The 18,280-nt window shown below is 50.2% G+C and carries 12 protein-coding genes and 4 pseudogenes; 5 read left to right on the top strand and 11 right to left on the bottom strand.

Annotation, left to right across the window (positions count from 1 at the left end; all coding sequences use genetic code 11):
- Window positions 1-29 precede the first annotated feature (29 nt).
- Window positions 30-398: a hypothetical protein gene (locus tag B9L21_RS13585; protein ID WP_063166759.1), complete on the top strand. Its 369-nt coding sequence runs from the start codon at window positions 30-32 to the stop codon at window positions 396-398.
- A gap of 190 nt (window positions 399-588) precedes the next feature.
- Here B9L21_RS13585 and B9L21_RS17970 read toward each other — a convergent pair.
- Window positions 589-714, bottom strand: a pseudogene (locus tag B9L21_RS17970) (flagellar basal body rod protein); the annotation flags it as partial.
- Between the two features lie 115 nt (window positions 715-829).
- On the opposite strand from B9L21_RS17970, the pseudogene B9L21_RS13595 reads away from it, so the two are divergent.
- Window positions 830-1,840 (top strand): annotated as a pseudogene (locus B9L21_RS13595) (IS1634 family transposase); the annotation flags it as partial.
- A gap of 476 nt (window positions 1,841-2,316) precedes the next feature.
- Here the strand turns inward: B9L21_RS13595 and B9L21_RS13600 are convergent.
- The 8 genes and pseudogenes from B9L21_RS13600 to B9L21_RS13635 form a co-directional block, all read right to left on the bottom strand.
- Window positions 2,317-2,573 (bottom strand): annotated as a pseudogene (locus B9L21_RS13600) (transposase); the annotation flags it as partial.
- 162 nt (window positions 2,574-2,735) lie between these two features.
- Complete coding sequence (locus tag B9L21_RS13605; RefSeq protein ID WP_063166762.1) at window positions 2,736-6,077, bottom strand: DEAD/DEAH box helicase family protein; 3,342 nt, start codon at window positions 6,075-6,077, stop codon at window positions 2,736-2,738.
- 44 nt (window positions 6,078-6,121) lie between these two features.
- On the bottom strand, window positions 6,122-7,288 hold the full coding sequence (locus B9L21_RS13610; protein ID WP_063166763.1) for a restriction endonuclease subunit S: 1,167 nt from the start codon (window positions 7,286-7,288) through the stop codon (window positions 6,122-6,124).
- A gap of 11 nt (window positions 7,289-7,299) precedes the next feature.
- Entirely contained in the window at window positions 7,300-8,757 is a 1,458-nt protein-coding gene (locus tag B9L21_RS13615; RefSeq protein ID WP_063166764.1) for a type I restriction-modification system subunit M, read from the bottom strand.
- Between the two features lie 216 nt (window positions 8,758-8,973).
- Window positions 8,974-10,380: a 23S rRNA (uracil(1939)-C(5))-methyltransferase RlmD gene (gene rlmD, locus B9L21_RS13620; protein ID WP_063166765.1), complete on the bottom strand. Its 1,407-nt coding sequence runs from the start codon at window positions 10,378-10,380 to the stop codon at window positions 8,974-8,976.
- Window positions 10,377-11,243 (bottom strand): DNA-3-methyladenine glycosylase family protein, encoded by an 867-nt coding sequence (locus B9L21_RS13625; RefSeq protein ID WP_063166766.1) that lies wholly within the window; start codon window positions 11,241-11,243, stop codon window positions 10,377-10,379. Before B9L21_RS13625 ends, rlmD begins: the two co-directional genes overlap by 4 nt.
- 247 nt (window positions 11,244-11,490) lie before the next feature.
- The gene (gene pdaA / locus B9L21_RS13630; protein ID WP_063166767.1) at window positions 11,491-12,282 is read right to left on the bottom strand and encodes a delta-lactam-biosynthetic de-N-acetylase; all 792 of its coding nucleotides are present in this window, start codon (window positions 12,280-12,282) and stop codon (window positions 11,491-11,493) included.
- Window positions 12,283-12,456: 174 nt separating this feature from the next.
- Window positions 12,457-14,004, bottom strand: coding sequence for a fumarate hydratase (locus B9L21_RS13635; RefSeq protein ID WP_063166768.1), 1,548 nt, complete (start codon window positions 14,002-14,004; stop codon window positions 12,457-12,459).
- Between the two features lie 229 nt (window positions 14,005-14,233).
- Between B9L21_RS13635 and yfkAB the strand changes: the two genes are divergently transcribed.
- Complete coding sequence (yfkAB, locus tag B9L21_RS13640) at window positions 14,234-15,358, top strand: radical SAM/CxCxxxxC motif protein YfkAB (protein WP_063166769.1); 1,125 nt, start codon at window positions 14,234-14,236, stop codon at window positions 15,356-15,358.
- A 110-nt stretch (window positions 15,359-15,468) separates the two neighbouring features.
- Here yfkAB and B9L21_RS13645 read toward each other — a convergent pair whose 3' ends face one another.
- Both B9L21_RS13645 and B9L21_RS17415 read right to left on the bottom strand, forming a co-directional pair.
- Window positions 15,469-16,257 (bottom strand): YfkD famly protein, encoded by a 789-nt coding sequence (locus tag B9L21_RS13645; protein ID WP_063166770.1) that lies wholly within the window; start codon window positions 16,255-16,257, stop codon window positions 15,469-15,471.
- A 151-nt stretch (window positions 16,258-16,408) separates the two neighbouring features.
- Window positions 16,409-16,549: pseudogene (locus B9L21_RS17415) on the bottom strand (calcium/proton exchanger); the annotation flags it as partial.
- A gap of 162 nt (window positions 16,550-16,711) precedes the next feature.
- On the opposite strand from B9L21_RS17415, the gene B9L21_RS13650 reads away from it, so the two are divergent.
- Window positions 16,712-17,845: an MFS transporter gene (locus B9L21_RS13650; RefSeq protein ID WP_063166771.1), complete on the top strand. Its 1,134-nt coding sequence runs from the start codon at window positions 16,712-16,714 to the stop codon at window positions 17,843-17,845.
- Between the two features lie 119 nt (window positions 17,846-17,964).
- On the top strand, window positions 17,965-18,111 hold the full coding sequence (locus B9L21_RS13655) for a BH0509 family protein (protein ID WP_041267834.1): 147 nt from the start codon (window positions 17,965-17,967) through the stop codon (window positions 18,109-18,111).
- Window positions 18,112-18,280 lie beyond the last annotated feature (169 nt).

Raw genomic sequence — 18,280 nt, forward strand, 5'->3', positions numbered from 1 at the left:
CCTATAATGGCTATGAGGAGGTGAAACGAATGGAAGAAAACACGATCATCCAAGCGGTGCTGCACGCCCTCGAACAACATTCCGACAAAATCAGCTCGAAAATGGAGGAAATGGAACAACGACTGCGCGGTGAAATGCATGAAATGGGCCAACAACTCCGCACGGAAATGCACGAAATGGGCCAGCAGCTCCGCAACGAAATCCATGCTGTCGAAACCCGTCTTGAAGCCAAAATCGATTCCCTTCGTGAGGAAATGCAACAGATGAACAGACAACTGACCGAACGAAGCGATCGCCTCGAAGAAGAACTCGCAGACACGCAAACCTCGGTCGACGTGTTGACCACGAAGGTGCTCCATCACGACCGAAAGCTTCGCCAACTGGCCAAACAAGCGTAATTCCTCTCGAAACGTTAGCCTTTTTGACCCACCGCAACGAACAAAACCGCTCCTGTTTCATCCTCCTGTTCCGTTTGATGAAATGGAGCGGTTTTCGTCTGAATATGGCGATCTTTTTCCCATCGCGGCCAAATGATGCACTCCTCACTTCACCAGCCCATGGCGAAACGCATAAATCACCGCTTGCGTCCCATTTCTTGAACGCATAGTACAAGATCGCCAGCGTGATCGCCAGCCCGACAAGCGGCCCGAGATGAAACAAGAGCACCAACAAGGCGGCCGCCCCGGCAACGAACAACCCGATCTTTTTTGCCATCCTTTCGCTTCCTATCTCACATTTCGCACCCTCTCGACAAAAATCGGGAGGATTTTTTTATCTTCCTGTCGAATAAAACCTTGAAACACAAGGAAAGCAAAGGAGTTTGCCCATCATGGACGTTCGAATTCGGGCCATTTATGAAAGTTCTTATTTGAATATAATAAGCACCCTGTTCAAGGATCTTGACCTTCCTCAGTTGATTGATCATCTGGTTCCCGTGAATCCGCAATGCCAAACTCGAGCCAGCGATATCGTCAAGCTAATCATTCTGGATATCTTGAGCGGCCGGCAAGCGCTCGTTCATTTGGAACAATGGGCGCACGACATCGATTTGCCGAAGCTGATTCGGCCAGGGCTGGAGCCGTCTTGGTTCAACGACGATGCCATCGCGCGTCATTTGGATCGCCTGTATGAGGCGAATATCCATCAAGTCCTTTCGTCTTGCCTCGTGCAGATCTACAAGAAAGAAGGCCTCTCTCTTCGTGTCTTCCACGCCGATACGACGGACAAGACCGTTTACGGCGCGTATGAATCGGTCTCGTCAGAGGCCCTGCAGATCACGCATGGCTACAACCGGCATCATCGTTGGCAAAAACAGATCGGTTTCGGGCTGATCGGCAACGAAGACGGCATCCCGTTTTACGGCGATGTGCACGACGGCAACGTGCCGGACAAAACGTGGAATCCCGAGGTACTCTCCCGTGTCCATGAACAGCTGAAGCAAGCCAAGATCCAAGACGAATGGATTTACGTGGCGGATTCCGCTGCGATGACGAAAGACACACTGACGCAAACGAAGACCGCCAACGCCTTTTTGATCACGCGAGGCCCTTCATCGCTTCGGATCGTCAAAGCCGCGCTTTTGGAGGCAGATGCCCAACCCGATTCGGCGTGGAGCGATCCCTTTACGTTGGCGGAGAAAAACGGTGCCACGTATCGAGTATGGGAAACAGCCTCGACTTATGAAGGCCATCCGGTTCGACTGATCGTCGTCGAATCGAGCGCGCTCGACCAGCGAAAAGGAAAGACGCTCGACAAAGAGCGGACCAAAGAAGCGGAGCTTCTTCGCGAGGAACAAGCCCGTTGGGAACGCCACCCCTTCTCTTGTCAGGCTGAGTCGAAGGGTTTTTGGGGGCTTTCATGATCCGCTCACGCTCCATTCCAACGATTTTTCTTCCTTTTTCGACATAAGCCCCCTAAATCCCTGCCTCAGGGTGTACTTTTTTCACCGGCCTTCTAGAAGGCCGGTGAAAAACGGCTGCCACGAGCAAATCAGCGGCATCTCGCCAAAAAAGAAGGCTGATTTCGCCAGGTTTTTCTAACTGAGAAACAGATGGAATAGCACTATTTTGTACTAAATCACCGCCCCTCTAGAACTCGAAATTTTGGGTACCATCAAGAATTTTGTGTAATGCAAGATGGGTATCTCTGAAATAGATTTGGAATGGATAAGGGACGGTTTCCTCCACACAGGAGACTTAATATTCAGTCTCCTGTGTGGAAAGAGAGAATCTCCTTATCTCATTTATTTACATTATTTGGTTAATTGTAACGTTCTTCAAACATTCATTGAAGAGCTTCATGTGCTTCGGCAAATCCTCACAACTTTCGTCCTGCCCTTTCTCATTAAAGTCCTAGATGGTTAAATGCACGACTTTTTCTACAGACTCTAAACTGCTTAAACTGTTCATCGACTTTAGACGTTTCCGAATCTCCTTGATCGTTCGTTCGATAGTATTGGTTGTGTCAATCACATTTCGAATACAGCTTGAATCATCCATAAATGTAAGGAGGATCCCCAACTCATTGGCCCAAGATTGAACTTTTCTTGGATAGTTGCCGGACCATTTTGACTCAATATAAGCTATCTTGACAATTTTTGTACTTGATGAAATATAAGGTACCTTCAAGACATCTCCAGCCTCAAAGATCCCTTAACACCGAAGAAAAACAAAATATATGGAAAGTATTAACAAAAAACCCAACGGCTAACTAGATTACCACAAGGAACGCTTTTGCTACGCCCCCACAATATCTTCCGAATTCCGGTTAATCTCATCGATAATGCGAATGATCTTCCGCGCGTCGTCCATGTTGTCTTGAAAGAGTTCAACAATGCTGCCAACGGTTTTGAACGGTTCTTCCTGCAGCACCCGCTTGTCCATGACTCCGTTTTTTACAAAGTAATCGACGATCAGTTTGACAAAGCGGCTTTGCTGGATGTTCAACCGTTCGCTTGATAAAAATTCGGAAAACGCTTCGTTGGCGGCCTGCGGGTCAAGGCCGACGATTTGGCGGACGAGCTTTGTAATCGGCGTGGCGCCGAATTCTCTTTGATAATCTTCCTGTGTGCCAAGCTCATTCCAAAGAATATGCTCCAACGTTTTTACGTCTTGGATGGTCAGCTTTTTATTATTCCGCAGCTTGTAAATGGCCATCTGGTCGCGGTGTTCGTGCAGATAATGTTCCACCTTTTTGCGATAATTTTTCAGATCATTGACAGTAAACATCGGGCCGTTTTCTTTGACTTCTAAAACTTGATCTTTGAAGTTCGTATAGTAAATTTTTTGCGTTTCTTTTTCAAGGAATTTCACTAAATCACGCAACGCTTCGCGAACGGCTTCCAATTCGAACAGATCGGCTTCGCTCCAAAACTCTTCCGTCTGCACCTTTTCGATGATGTATTTTTGTTCCTGCACTTGCGGGATCGAGCCGAGCTTAGATAGCACCTCTGCGGTGCGAATCACGCTGCGGATCGGTTTTGTGGCATTATTCGTTTGCAGCTTCGCCAGCTCAATCGTATACATCAGCAAATCAAAGCGCTTGGCCAGCTCATCATCGTTGAGCGGAACGATGAGCGGTGCCAGATGTTCTTTGATTTCATTGACATCCATGGCCGTTAAACAGTTCCATGCTTCCCGGTTTTGGAACTTGTGTACGTACTGAATATGTTGGCGTACGCGGAAGTTTTCTTCGTTTAACCGATTGATTTCCGCCAGCAGCTCGTCAATCAATTGATGGCGATAGGCAATATACTCTTCTTCTTGATATTGTAAATGTTGCAGCTCTTTAATGATTTCCAGTTTGGCGGTAAACAAACGCTCCGTTAAGCTTTCCACCGCTTTTCCTTCGATTCCTTTCGGATTTTCCCGGAAAAACTCAAAGTTGCCGCAATAGTCAAAAATAAGGAAATGCGTTTTATCTTGCCCGGCTCCGAATAAGTCTTTGCATAAACGGGTGCCACGCCCGATCATTTGCCAAAACTTCGACTTCGAGCGTACTTTCTTAAAGAACACAAGGTTGACGACTTCGGGAATATCCACTCCCGTATCAAGCATATCGACCGATACGGCAATTTGCGGCCATTTGTTGCGGTCGGAAAAATCATCGATTAATGTTTGGTAGTAGTTCACGCTGTAATCAATCACCCGCGCAAAACCGCCCTTGTATTCGGGAAACAATTGATCAAAGCGCTCCACGATCCGTTCCGCATGGCGATGGTTTTTCGCAAAAATGATCGTTTTGCCGAGTTTGTCTCCGCCTTCGACGCGAATTCCTTTTTCCATTACATCTCTCAGCACCGTATCAATCGTATCGTCATTAAACAGCCATTCGTTTAACGCCGCGCTGTCAATATCGTCGCCGACTTCCTCATCAAATGTTTCTTCATATCGTTCTTTTTCTTCCTCCGGCAACTGGTCGTAATGAATGCCCTCTTCCAAAAATTTAAGCTTTGTTTCGATCGTACGGTAATCGACCAAATAGCCGTCTTGAACGGCTTGGTCCAGCTCATACGCATACGTCGGCACACCGTTTTCCAGATCAAACACTTCATACGTATTGCGGTCAATTTCATCTTTTGGTGTGGCGGTAAGCCCAAGCAATATTGCGTCAAAATAGTCAAAAATAGCCCGATATTTCTTATAAATACTGCGGTGGGATTCATCGACGATAATTAAATCAAAATGCCCGACGGTAAAGAGGCGTTTGCCGTCTTTTCGTTTCGCTTCGTCAATCGCGTTCATCATCGTCGGGTACGTCGAAAACACCATGCGGCTTTCCTCGGGATTGTCTTTGTTGTCAAGCAAATTGCAAAGCGTCAAGTTCGGCAGCAGATGGCTAAAGCTGTTTTTCGCCTGCGTAACCAGCGTTTTGCGGTCGGCTAAAAACAAAATATTTTTCACCCAATTGTGACGGGTAAGAACATCGACAATCGAAATCGCTGTCCGCGTTTTGCCGCTCCCCGTCGCCATGACCAGCAGCGCTTTGCGCCGTTTGTTCTCAAGCGCGTCACAGACCGCCAGCACCGCTTCTTTTTGATAATAACGATTCGCGATGTTGTCATTGATTTGCACATGTTTTAGCGGCTTCTTCATCGTCCGGCGGTCAATCAGCAAGCTTAATTCTTCCTTGTTGTAAAAGCCGGAAACCTTCCGCGCCGGATAGGCAAGGTCGTCCCAAAGATACGTTTCAAAACCGTTGGTGTAAAAAATGATGGGACGTTGGCCGTGCATGTTTTCGATACAGTCGGCATATAGCTTGGCTTGTTGCTTTCCTTTGTTCGGGTCGGCGGTTGTCCGTTTTGCTTCCACGACCGCCAGCGGCTTTCCGTTGTCGCCAAACAGAACGTAATCGACATAGCCGACCCCTTCTTGATTTGGCATGCCAACGACGGGATATTCGACCACAACGTCCTTTTGAAACTCCCAGCCCGCTAATTTCAAATCCAAATCAATGTATTTCTTCCTTGTTTCCCATTCGCTCAGTGCATCGACTTGGAAATGGGACTCTTTCGTGTTTTCTTCCCGTTTGGCGGCAAGCAGAGCGCGAAGCTGTTCGTTTTCTTTCATCATCTCTTCCAGGCGCTTGTCTTTCGAACTGAGCCGCTCGTATAAATCTTTCAGCTCTTCCGGACGCTCGCGCTTTTCCTCGCCGATGGGCAATAACGATTCATTAAACTCCGCCGCCGTATAGTCATCCGAATAACAATAATCAATCCAAGAGACGAACTGATGAAGATTGTGGAGGGAAAGAATCGCTTCTTCCCTCGTAATCATCGAGTTCGTATGAACCGCGACATTTCCCAGTTTGACAATGTAACGCAACAGCGGCAGCAACGCTTCATCAATAACGGCCAAAAAACCGGGGTCATGAATCAAACTCGAAAGACGATCTTGATACGGAACTTTCAACGCACCATCAAAGCTGTACACCCACTTCACCGCCAGCTCCAGCGCCCGGCGCGTCAAAATCGCGCACGTCGCCGGACTGACAACCAAACTTTTCTCCGCCTCCAAACACGCATTCGCAAAGCTCTCATAATGAGGTTTGCCGATTAAAAACTGAAAGTTGGATCGCAATCAACGCCCCTCCCTTAACCGGTACCGAATTCCTTTCCTGTCGGTCAATCGTTGAACAACTCTCCCTTGAATGCGCGTTGCATGAGGGAGTTGAAGTTGTTTTCTAGTTCTTCTAGGCTTTTTTGAAGAAGGTCTTTTTGAGATTCTATTTTTTCTACTATCTCTACAAATTTATTTTGAAGTTCAACAGGTGGTACCGGTATTTCTAACTCACTTAAAATTTTGAGATTAATATTTTTTTGTGCTGATTCGGGAGCATTAGCTTCAATGATTCTTTGTAAAAACGTGAACCAAAAATGAACATATATATTAGACATATAATTTTTTGGAATGTAAGCAACAACGCTGTCTGGAAAACAAGCATCAAACGTTAATATTCCTGTTTGGGCTATATTAGCCGCAATTGTAATACATAACGTACCTTTTGGCCACATTTTGCTCTGCTTTAAACCTAACTCAGAGTACGTTTGATTATATTTTTTTATGAATATACCTGAATTTGCAACATCCCCAGTTTGAATCAAAGGATAAGGACCATTCAGAAGTTCAGGAGCATTTCTTGGTCGATATTTCGATATTCCTCTTTTAAGCTCACCTGTCTCGGATAGCTTCTGCATGACCCAGTTTTTATTATTTTTAACCGGATCCCCAAACATCTCCAAAAACACACTTTGCGTTAACTGGTCTAACGCTTCAATTTGGGCTTTTCTTTTATTTATTAATTCTTGTGCTTTGCCCAGAGCTGATGCAATTTTCTTTTGAAGTGTAAGAGGAGGTAAAGGAATTTGTAAATCTGAAATTAGACTAACCGTAATCCCCTTAACAGTGGCACCTTTTCCTTTAGATTCAATGAAACTAGATTTACTCTTTAGAAAGTAAAATAGGTAGTAAAGATCTAATTGGCTATTATCTTTTATTATCAATGCTTTTAAATCTTGGTTAATTGCTACGTCAATCTGATTTATAGCAACCTTACCCAGAGCCATTCTTGTAGGTAATATAATATTCCCTTTTGGGATTAACTTAGCACTCGACTTTTCTAATCCTTCTCTAGTTATAGTCTCCAATGATGAAGATATACTATCATCTACTAAGTCTTTAACAGAAATCCAATTTATATCTCCATTCCAAAAATGTGGCTTTCTTCTATCGGGCGTTCCACCACCGACAATCGCAACTAATTCTCCTAATTTTTTATAATGAAACACCATAGTAAAATTCACTACCCTCTAATCATTTCTTTTAACTCTTGCAACCCTTGCATAATCTCTTTTTCCAACGCTTCCACTCTTTCAAGTATCACACTCGGCGCTTCATACTGCACTTCTTCATACTCAATCTCTTTATACTTGTTAATCGAAAGGTCATAGCCGTTTTCCCGAAGTTCTTCCACCGACACGAAGAACGATTGCTCTGTTCGTTTTCGGTCTTTTTCCGCTTCACGGTTATGGAAGCGCGCAATGATGTCCGGAATGTCGTTTTCTTCCATCGGGGTGCGCTTGTCGTCCAATGAATAGCCGTCGGCTTTCATGTCGTAAAACCAGACGTGATCGGTTCCGCCGGCGCCTGTTTTCGTAAAAATCATAATGGCTGTCGATACGCCGGCGTACGGTTTAAACACGCCGCTTGGCATCGAAATAATCGCTTCGAGCTTATGGTTTTCGACGATTTCTTTGCGAATCGCTTTATGCGCCGTCGAGCTGCCGAACAATACCCCATCTGGCACGATGCAGGCGCAGCGGCCGCCCGGTTTTAAGATGCGCAAGAATAACGCCAAGAATAATAACTCCGTTTTCTTTGTTTTGACCACTTTTAATAAATCGCTTGATACCGCTTCATAGTCGAGCGAGCCTTTAAACGGCGGATTGGCCAAGACAAGGGTGTATTTGTCGCGATCTTTGTTTTGTTCCGACAAGGAGTCGCGATATTCGATATTCGGGTTTTCAATGCCATGGAGCATCATGTTCATCGCGCCAATCCGCAGCATCGTGCGGTCCATGTCAAAACCGTAGAACATCTGGTTGTGAAAATGTTCTTTTAAACTTTGCACTAAAAATAAGTCGCTGCGATGGTTGCGCAAATATTCGCCGGCGGCGACTAAAAACCCGGCGGACCCGGCGGCCGGGTCGACGATGATGTCTTCCGGCGTCGGTTTTACGAGTTCGACCATCATGTTGATAATATGGCGCGGCGTCCGGAATTGGCCGTTCGTCCCTGCGGTGGCGATTTTCGATAACAAATACTCATACAAATCGCCTTTTGTATCGCGGTCTTTCATCGGAATGTGGTCAATGCCATCGACAATTTTGACGAGCAGTTGCGGCGTTGGGATCATGAACATGGCGTCGCCCATATATTTCGCATAGGCGGACTCCCTGTCACCATGCAAGTTTTTGATAAATGGAAACACTTCGTTGGAAACGACCTCATACATATGGGCGGCTTCAAAATGTTTGAATTTGCTCCAACGCAAGTGCTGCTTATCTGGCGGAAAGATGCGTTCCGATTCGATGCCCAGCAAAGCATCTTCCTGTTCGCGCTGCGTTTCGACTTCGTCGAGACCTTTGATGAATAACAAGTATGTAAACTGTTCAATAACCGTCAGCGGGTTCGTAATGCCGCCCGTCCAAAATGTTTCCCATATTTTATCGACTTTGTTCTTTAATTCTCCTGTCATCATATAGATGCCCCCTTATTATTTCCAAATTTAATTATACATAGTTTTATCGGTGTTAGAAACTTTGGTTTCGCGGGATTCAATCATCCATGATGGATGGACAACGAAAATTCTCCCCTCGCCTCATCGATTGTGTGGAAACCCGATGGAACGCCAAAAACTTTTTTGTCGATTCTCTGTTCCGAAAATGAAATAGCAGGAAACAAACCCGTTTCCTGCTTACGTTTCTCGTAACACGATCTGCGCGACACACTCCACATGCGCCGTATGTGGGAACATGTCGACCGGCTGGATGTAGTCGACGCGATAGGCGGCCGCTAGGGTGTCGAGGTCGCGGGCGAGGCTGGACGGGTTGCACGAGACGTAGACGACTTTCTGCGGGCGGACGCGGAGGATCGTTTCGAGCAGTGCCCGGTCGCAGCCGACGCGGGGCGGGTCGACGATGATGACGTCCGGCTTCCAGCCTTCGTTCACCCATTTCGGCAGCCAATATTCCGCTTTGCCGACGACATAATGGGTGTTCGTGAACCCGTGTTTTTTGGCGTTTTTCTTTGCGTCTGCGATCGCTTCTGGAATCGTATCCATGCCGCGCACTTCGTTGGCGTCGCGGGCGAGCCACAGCCCGATCGTGCCGACGCCGCAATAGGCGTCCACGATCCTCTCTGTTCCGGTGAGAGCGGCCGCTTTTTTCACTTCATCGTACAATTTCACCGTTTGGATCGGATTGAGCTGGAAAAACGCGCGCGCGGAGAGCTCAAATGACAAATCGCCGAGCGTTTCTTGAATGTATTCGTCGCCGGCGAGCACTTCCGTCTCATCGCCGAAAATGAGCGATGTTTTTTCGCCGTTGATGTTTTGCACGATCGATTTGACTTCGGGGAGACGACGGCGAATTTCGTCAATGAGCAGCTCTTGGCGCGGGATGTCTTTCGTCGCCGTGACGAGAACGACTTGGATGTCGCCGGTATGAAAGCCGACGCGGGCGACGATCGTCCGCACGACGCCGGTTCTTGTCCGCTCGTTGTAAATCGGGATGCGCAAGTCTTGCAAAATCGTTTTGATGATGTTTGTCACGCGCGTCGTTTGCGGGTGTTGGACGCGGCATTCCGACAAGTCGATGAGCCGATGGGAGTTGAGGCCGTACAGCCCGGCGAGCACCTTCCCTTCTTTCATCCCGACTTGGAACTGGCTTTTGTTTCGGTAATGCCACGGGTCATCCATGCCGATCGTCGGACGGATGTCAAGTTTGTCAACATCGAGGCGGCGGGCGTGGCGGCGCAGCGCTTGGATGACAATGTCGCGCTTCGCCTCCAGCTGCGCTTCGTACGCCAAGTGCTGCAGCTGGCAGCCGCCGCACTGGTCATAGAGCGGGCATGGCGGCTTGATGCGGTTTGGCGAGCGCTTGCGGATGCGCTTGATGTTCGCCTCGGCATAGGTAGGGTGGATGTCGGTCGCCTCGACGATCACTTCCTCACCCGGCAAGGCGCCGGGGACGAAGACGACTTGTTTTTGAAAATAGCCGACCCCTTCGCCGTTAATGCCGATCCGCTGAATCATCAGCGGAAATTGGTCTCCCTTTCGAATCTTCACCTTCGTTTGTCGCTTTGCCATATCGGTCCCTCTCATTCAATGCTTCTCCATAAATAAAGCGCCGCGTAGCTCGCATACGGCTTCCACCGTTCGCCGAGCGCCGCCAGCTCGTGGGCGGTCGGCCGCTTCGGCAGCTGAAAAAGTTGTTCCACCGCCCGCTGCAAGCCAATATCCGCCGGCGGGAAGACGTTCGGGCGGCCGAGCCCGAACACGAGAAAATTTTGCACGGTCCATGGCCCGATGCCGCGGATGGCGGTCAGCCGTTCCATCACTTCGCCGTCCTCCATCTGCCTGAGTTCATCAAGTCGCAGCTTCCCCTCGGCAATGAGGCGCGACACATCGACGATATATTCCGCTTTCCGTCCGCTCAGCTGCAAGGCGCGCAAGTCCTCGTACGAGCGGGCGGCGATCTCTTCTGGGCACGGGTAAAACCAAACGCCGTCCCGCTCCTCGCCGAACGTTTTCACAAACCGCTCTGTGAGCCGATAGCCGACTTTGAGATGAAGCTGTTGGTGGATCAAACATTTGACGAGGCAAAAATACAAATCAAAATCAAGCACCAACGGCAGCCCTTCATAACGGGCAAACAGCGGCGCCAGCTCGGTCGCCTGAAAATGGCCGTGCACCGAAGCGAGCGGCGTCCGCCATTGAAACAGATCGGAAATCCGTTCAATGATCTCCTGTTGCCGCTCGGGATGCGGCCCTGACACGATCAAGCGTGGGGCGTCTTTTGTGCCGATGCTTTCCACCGCGACGGGCACCTTTACGTCATCGAGATGAAGCGGCACGGTGACGCGCTGCCGCTCTAGATCAACCGCCAGCAGCGGATCGAGCGCCAATCGCTCCAACGCATGGGCAAAATCGTACGGCGCGGGCACGGTAATCGTTTGCTTCCACATCGTTCTCACCTTTCTCGTTCGTCCGTGCCCTTATTATAACGAAAAACCCCCCGCCAAACCAACGAATCGGACAAGCAGCCGATCCGTTTCTGGTGGCGAGGCGGGGGAATGGCCTAGCGGCGCACCCTGTTGTTTTGACTATCCGTAACGCGACAACGACGACGGACACGGGGACAGAAGCCGTCGGCGCTGACCTCTGCACCGAAAAGCGCTCACTTCCATGAGCAGACAGGCCGCGCTGAAAGCCTTACGGACGAAACAGCCACGGATGGAGGCCCATCTTTTTCGCCATCAATTCATCTAAGCTGGCAAACGTATACCCTTGTTTGCGCAAGTCGTCGATCACTTTCGGCAGCGCGTCGGCGTTGTCTTTCGAGACCGAGTGTAAAAGCAAAATCGCCCCGGGATGGATTTGCTTCATGATTTGATCGTACGCGTATTGCCAGCCGTGCTGGCGGTCGGTCTGCCAGTCGACGAACGCCAGCGACCAAAAGACGTGGTAATAGCCAAGCTCGCGGGCGAGCGCCAACGTCCGTTCACTGAAAATGCCGCGCGGCGGGCGAAGGTACGCCATCCCTTTTTGCCCGGTCAATTCCTCGGTCTTTTCTTTTACTTTTTCCAGCTCTTCACGGAACCGCTCTTCGCTTGCCGTTGTCAAATCGGGGTGGTGCCATGAATGATTGCCGATGATGTGCCCCTCGGCGGCCATTCGTTTCACCAACTCAGGGGCGGTTTGCAAGTAATGGCCGGTGACAAAAAAGGCAGCCGGCACGTTCTTTTCTTTTAACACGTCTAAAATTTGCGCCGTATAGCCGTTTTCATAGCCGTTGTCAAACGTCAAATAAATTGTTTTTTCGCTCGTATCGCCGACATAAAAGGCATCGTATTTGGCGAGCAGTTCGTCAAGCTCTTTTCCCGCTGATGGGGGCTCATGGTTTTCGCTCCGCTTGAATCCCCAATGGATCGGGGCATGGCTTGCCGCGAACGCGGGGGCGGGGATCAACGTGAACAGCAACAAAAGAGAAAGAAGCCATTTCATGCGCACAATGCCTCCTTGGCCACGGTCGTTTCCTTTTTCTTATTGTTTTCCCGCCTCCGCGCTTTACGCGCGCCATTTTTTGCAAAAAAAGCCCCAAACGCGCCTGCGGCACACGCGTTTGGGGCTAGGTGAGCTGATCGGCCAGCCGTTCGTTTGAAATCGCTTCTTTCTTTATTATTTGAACACCGGTTCTTTGAACTGAGCGAGCTTTTCAAGCGACGATTGTTCCACATCTTCATGCAGGCTGTTGCCGTGCGAATCCATCGTGACGACGGCGGTGAAGTTTTCGACGCGCAAATGCCACATCGCTTCCGGGATGCCGAATTCCAGCAAATCGACGCCTTCTACGGATTTGATGCAATCGGCGTAATATTGCGCGGCGCCGCCGATGGCGTTCAAGTACACGCCGCCATGTTCTTTTAAGGCTTGCAGCGTTTTCGCGCCCATGCCGCCTTTGCCGATGACGGCGCGGACGCCGAATTTTTTCATGATGTCGCCTTGGTACGGCTCCTCGCGGATGCTCGTCGTCGGACCGGCGGCTTTGACGTGCCAGCGGCCTTCTTCATCTTTCAGCATCACCGGACCGCAATGGTAAATGATTTGCCCGTTCAAGTCGACCGGCGCGTCATGGTCCATCAAATATTTATGAATGGCGTCGCGGCCCGTATACATCATGCCGCTGATGCGGACGACATCGCCGACGCGAAGCTGGCGCACTTGTTCTTCCGACAGCGGCGGAACGAGGTCGATGACGCGCGTCTCCCCTTGTTCAAGCGCCGCGGCGGCTTCCGCTTTTTCCAATTCTTTCGCGAAATCGACGTCTTCGCCGTCTTGGTACAGCCATTCGATGATCTCGCCCGTTGCCGGATCGATTTTTACGCCCATGCGGCGGAACGCCCAACAATTGTAAGCGACGGAAACGAAGAAGCTCGCCGGGATGCGGTGCATGACGCCGATTTTACAGCCAAGCAGCGTCGATTCGCCGCCAAAGCCCATCGTACCGATGCCGAGTTTGTTGGCGTTTTCCATAATGTATTCTTCCAACTGGCGGAGTTCTTCGATCGGGTTGACGTCATCAACCGAGCGGAACAGTTGCTCCTTGGCCAGCTCATAGCCTGATGAGCGGTCGCCGCCGATGCCGACGCCGATAAAGCCGGCGCTGCATCCTTGCCCTTGCGCTTGGTACACCGCATGCAAGATGCATTTGCGGATGCCATCAAGGTCGCGGCCGGCGCGGCCGAGCCCTTCGAGTTCACAAGGAAGGCTGTATTGGATGTTTTTGTTTTCACAGCCGCCGCCTTTTAAAATCAAACGGACGTCAATGTAATCGTTTTCCCATTGTTCAAATTTAATGACCGGCACGCCTTCCCCTAAGTTGTCGCCGCTGTTTTTGCCGGTAAGCGAGTCGACCGAGTTCGGACGCAGCTTGCCGTTTTTCGTCGCTTCAGCGATGGCCGCCCGGATCGCTTTTTTCATTTCGATTTGATTCACGCCGACCGGCACTTTGATTTTAAACGTCGGCAAGCCGGTGTCCTGACAGATCGGTGACACGTTTTCATCCGCCATTTGAATGTTCTCGACGATCGTATCGAGCGCCATCGCTGCCCGTGTGCCGGCGTTTTCGCGCACTTTCGCCCGAGCGATCGCTCGGCGAACGTCCTTCGGCAGCTTCGTTGACGTCTCAACGATCAAGTCATACATGCTTTGCTGGAATTTTTCCATGTCGGTTCCACGCCCTTTCCCTTTTGATCGCCCTATCGGCAGTTGTCTCATCTCCTTCTATTATACTGCTTTTTCTCGGTTATGGAAAAAATCTTTCTTTTCGGTCTCATCAGCTCCAAGCCCGCCTCATAGGAATGGGATAGAGGATCAGCGGCTAAAACGATTGACAAGCGAAGCAACTGTTGCCGATAATGAACGTTGAGACTTTGAATGGAAAGAGGAGAAAGACATGCGTTCATCGACCATGCCAGCGATTACACCGGCGTATGACCCGTGGGAGGTGTATGTCGATATTGAAGAATATGGAAAACTTGAACTGACGAACATCGAGTTCACGACAACGACACTTTGCAATATGCGTTGCGAACATTGTGCGGTTGGCTATACGTTGACAGCCAAGGACCCCGAAGCGCTGCCGCTTGACTTGTTGCTCCGCCGGCTCGAGGAAATCCCGCATTTGCGCTCCTTAAGCATCACCGGCGGCGAGCCGATGCTGTCATTAAAATCCGTTGACCAATACGTTGTTCCGCTCCTCCGCTATGCGCATGAACGCGGGGTGCGGACGCAGCTCAATTCAAATTTGACCCTTGACTTGGCGCGCTACGAACGAATCATTCCGTATTTGGATGTGCTGCACATCTCCCATAACTGGGGAACGATCGATGACTTTGTCGATGGGGGATTTGCCATGATGGAGCGGAAGCCGGCGCGCGCCCAGCGCGAAAAGTATTTTCAGCGCATGCTCGACAATGCGAAAGCATTGGCGAAAGCAGGGGTCTTAGTGTCGGCGGAAACGATGCTCAACAAGCGCACGGTTCGCCATTTGGAAACGATCCACCGCCAAGTGGTTGAGGACATGGGCTGCCGGCGGCATGAAATCCACCCGATGTATCCGAGCGATTTTGCCAGTGCACTTGAGACGTTGAGCTTGGACGAATTGCGCCAAGCGATCCACCATTTGCTTGACATTCGCAACGAGGACGTCTGGATGTTGTTCGGGACGCTCCCGTTTTACCCGTGCAGCGACAATGAAGAAGATGTGGCTCTATTGAAACGGCTGTATGAAAGCAAAAACGTCACCGTGCGCAACGACCCGGACGGCCGCTCGCGGCTCAATGTCAACATTTTCACCGGCGATGTCATCGTCACCGATTTCGGGGATGAACCGCCGCTTGGCAACATCATTCACGATTCGCTGCCGGACGTGTATGACCAATGGCGCCGTTCAAAGCTCGCAAGCGGGCTTCTTTGCCACTGCCCGGCGGCGCGCTGCCTCGGACCGAACGTGCTCGTCAAACAAACCTATTACCGGGATGTCGATTTTACAAAACGCTCGGCACGCGTTGCCCGGTAAAAGCTGCTTGGATCAAGCGGTTCGTTTCAAACAACAGACGGCCGATCGATAGCGTCACGCACATATCTTGCCATAAGAGAAGGTGTCCCATTGCCTTTGGGACACCTTCGTTACCTTGGCTGCTCGCTGACAACATAAGATACGTATAGACGATCTTGCACCGGAATCCACGCTCCGACGCCTCTTGTCGTCACGTTTTTGACGACAATTTTCTTTTTGTTTCCTCTCAAGACAACGTACACTTCGCCGTACGTCACTTTCCCTTTTTCATTCACGGCTGGAGCATACGCATACAAGTAGCCCATTTTTTTCGCCGGCACGTTGTATGGCTGATCCTTTTTCGTGCCGATGCCGATGACAGTGCTAAATGACAGCGGCAAGTTTGTCTTTGCCATGGCCTTGTTCAACATCATCCGTTTGACGGCGTCTTCATTCGGCACTTTCACCGTCAAGCCGCCACGGACGTATTTTTGCATTTCCTGTTTGTAATACAGTTTTTGTGCTGTGTCGCCGCCGCGGTTGTCGAGGAAATTCGTGTTGACCTTTTGGTATTCCCAATTCGTTGACGTCTCAAGCGACTGGTAATTGAGCGGCCATTGGCCTAAATAAATCGTCGCTCGGTAGCCGACAGCCCAAGGGGTATTCGTCGCTGACGATTCGTTAAAGAGATGAATCAATTCGGGATTCTCAATTTTTACGTTCGATGATTTTAACAGCTGTTTCGTAAACGAGCTCGGCTCTAAATGCGGCAAATCTTGCGTCGGATTCGGATACGTATTTTCTTTTGATATGTCGATCACCGTTCCGGGCGCTGGTTTTCCGGAGGCCGCCAGCACCGGGAACGCCGCCGCATAGAGAAGAACCGCACTCGTCAATAAGGAAACGGTCCACTTTTTCATCCTATTCGCTCCTTTCTGTCCCGTATTCACTGTTATTTTCTTTCAAAATACACTCTTTATCCGCAGCGATGAAAATTTCGTCCTGCTTTGGCGCTCCGTTTCCCGCGCATGGGCAAACAAACACCCGGACGGCGGGCGTCCGGGTGCATGCTTACAACAAGTAAAAGCCGATTCCCATCATCGTATATGCCGCCAGCAGCGTTGCTCCCTCAAACCAGTTCGTATCCCCATCATTGGAGAGCACGATCATCAACAGCACCGAAGCGCCCATCGCGATGAGCTCAGGAAGCGAAATTTGTTCATTCGTTTTCATTCCACCTTTCTTCGTAACGTTTTTCGTTGCATTGGCCGTCATTCGTATGTACGATGAATACGGACGATACGTCGATCCGCAAAAAAGCGGAGACCCTGTTTGTTTCGTTGTCCACCATTTTAGCAGAAATGAGGATGTACGATGCGTTTTGCCATTTTAACCGGAATCGTCGCCATCTCCGGCTTGTCCCAAGGGATGTTGCTTCCGCTGTTGGCCATGCTGCTCGAGGAAAGCGGCGTCTCCTCGACCGTTAACGGAGCGCACGCTGCCGCGCTCTATATCGGCGTGCTTGCCATCTCACCGTTTTTGGAGCGCCCATTAGGCAAATATGGATACAAACCCATGATTCTCCTTGGGGGTTTTATTGTAATCGGCTCGCTCATCCTTTTTCCACTTTTTCCTTCATTTTTCTTTTGGCTTATTCTTCGTCTTCTGATCGGGGTGGGCGACCATATGCTTCATTTTGCGACCCAAACGTGGATTACCGACTTTTCGCCGCCGGCTGAGCGCGGGCGGCGGCTGTCGCTGTATGGACTCGCATTTGGCCTCGGTTTTACAGCCGGTCCGCTTCTCGCTTCGCTCACCTCGCTCAACAGGGGGCTGCCGTTTTTTTTGGCTGCGCTCCTCAGCTTCGTCGGGTGGGTTGCCGTTTTTTGGCTGCCAACTGAAAAACCGAAGCCGTTTGAGCGCTCTTCCTCAGCTGCCGGGCGATGGATCGGCGCATGGAGGTATGCGTGGCCGGCGCTCTTGCTGCCGCTTACTTATGGCTTTTTGGAAGCGGCCATTCATTCCGTTTTTCCGCTGTATGCCTTGCATAAACGGATGAGCACCGAACAGATCGCGTTGATCTTGCCGTTTTTCTCGTTCGGCGGCATCCTCTTTCAGCTTCCGCTCGGTGCGCTCGGCGACCGGTTCGGACGCCGCATTGCCATCATTGGCGCGCTGCTGGCCGGCATCAGCTGTTTTTTGGCCGCACTCGCCGCTAGCTCATCGACTGTCGGGCTTGCTGCCTGCTTGTTTGCCGCCGGGATGTTTACGGGATCGCTTTTCTCGCTTGGCATTGCCTATATGGCCGACCTGCTGCCGAAAGCGCTCCTTCCGGCCGGCAATTTGTTGTCCGGAATGTTATACAGCCTCGGCAGCATGATCGGTCCGCCGCTTGCCGGCAGCGCCGTCGATGCGGCGGCGGACGCCTTTTTCCTTGCGGTCAGTGCCGTTCTCCTCATCCCGACCGTCGGCCTTGCCAGACGACAGGAACAGGAAAAAGCGGCTTGACCGCATTTTTTATTTTTTGTTTTTTTCAAAAAAATCGTTGACCATTTTGTTCCTTCTGTTATATAATAAAACCAAGATATAAAGTTACTGTTTTAAAACAGGGTAAAGGAGTGGCGATGATGAGCAGAGCGGAACGGAAAAATATGATCGAGTTTATCGAAAAAGTGCGGGGGTTATCGCGGGAGCAGCTGGCCTACATGACCGACGCGGAAATCGAGTACATTTACGAACGCTATTACCATCATCACGAAGAAAGCGTTGAGTAAAGCGGCTGTTCCGCATGAAAAAGGGCGCTCTTTCCAGAGCACCCTTTTTCAATGATAGCCGTTTTGGCCGTTGGCACTGCCGCTCGTTTTATGCTTTGGCCTGTTTTTTCCTTTTTGTTTCGTGCCCCCGTCTTTTTTCGTATGCTTGGCCATGGTCATCCCCCCTGTA

The sequence above is a fragment of the Geobacillus uzenensis genome (assembly GCF_002217665.1).
Lineage (GTDB): Bacteria > Bacillota > Bacilli > Bacillales > Anoxybacillaceae > Geobacillus > Geobacillus subterraneus.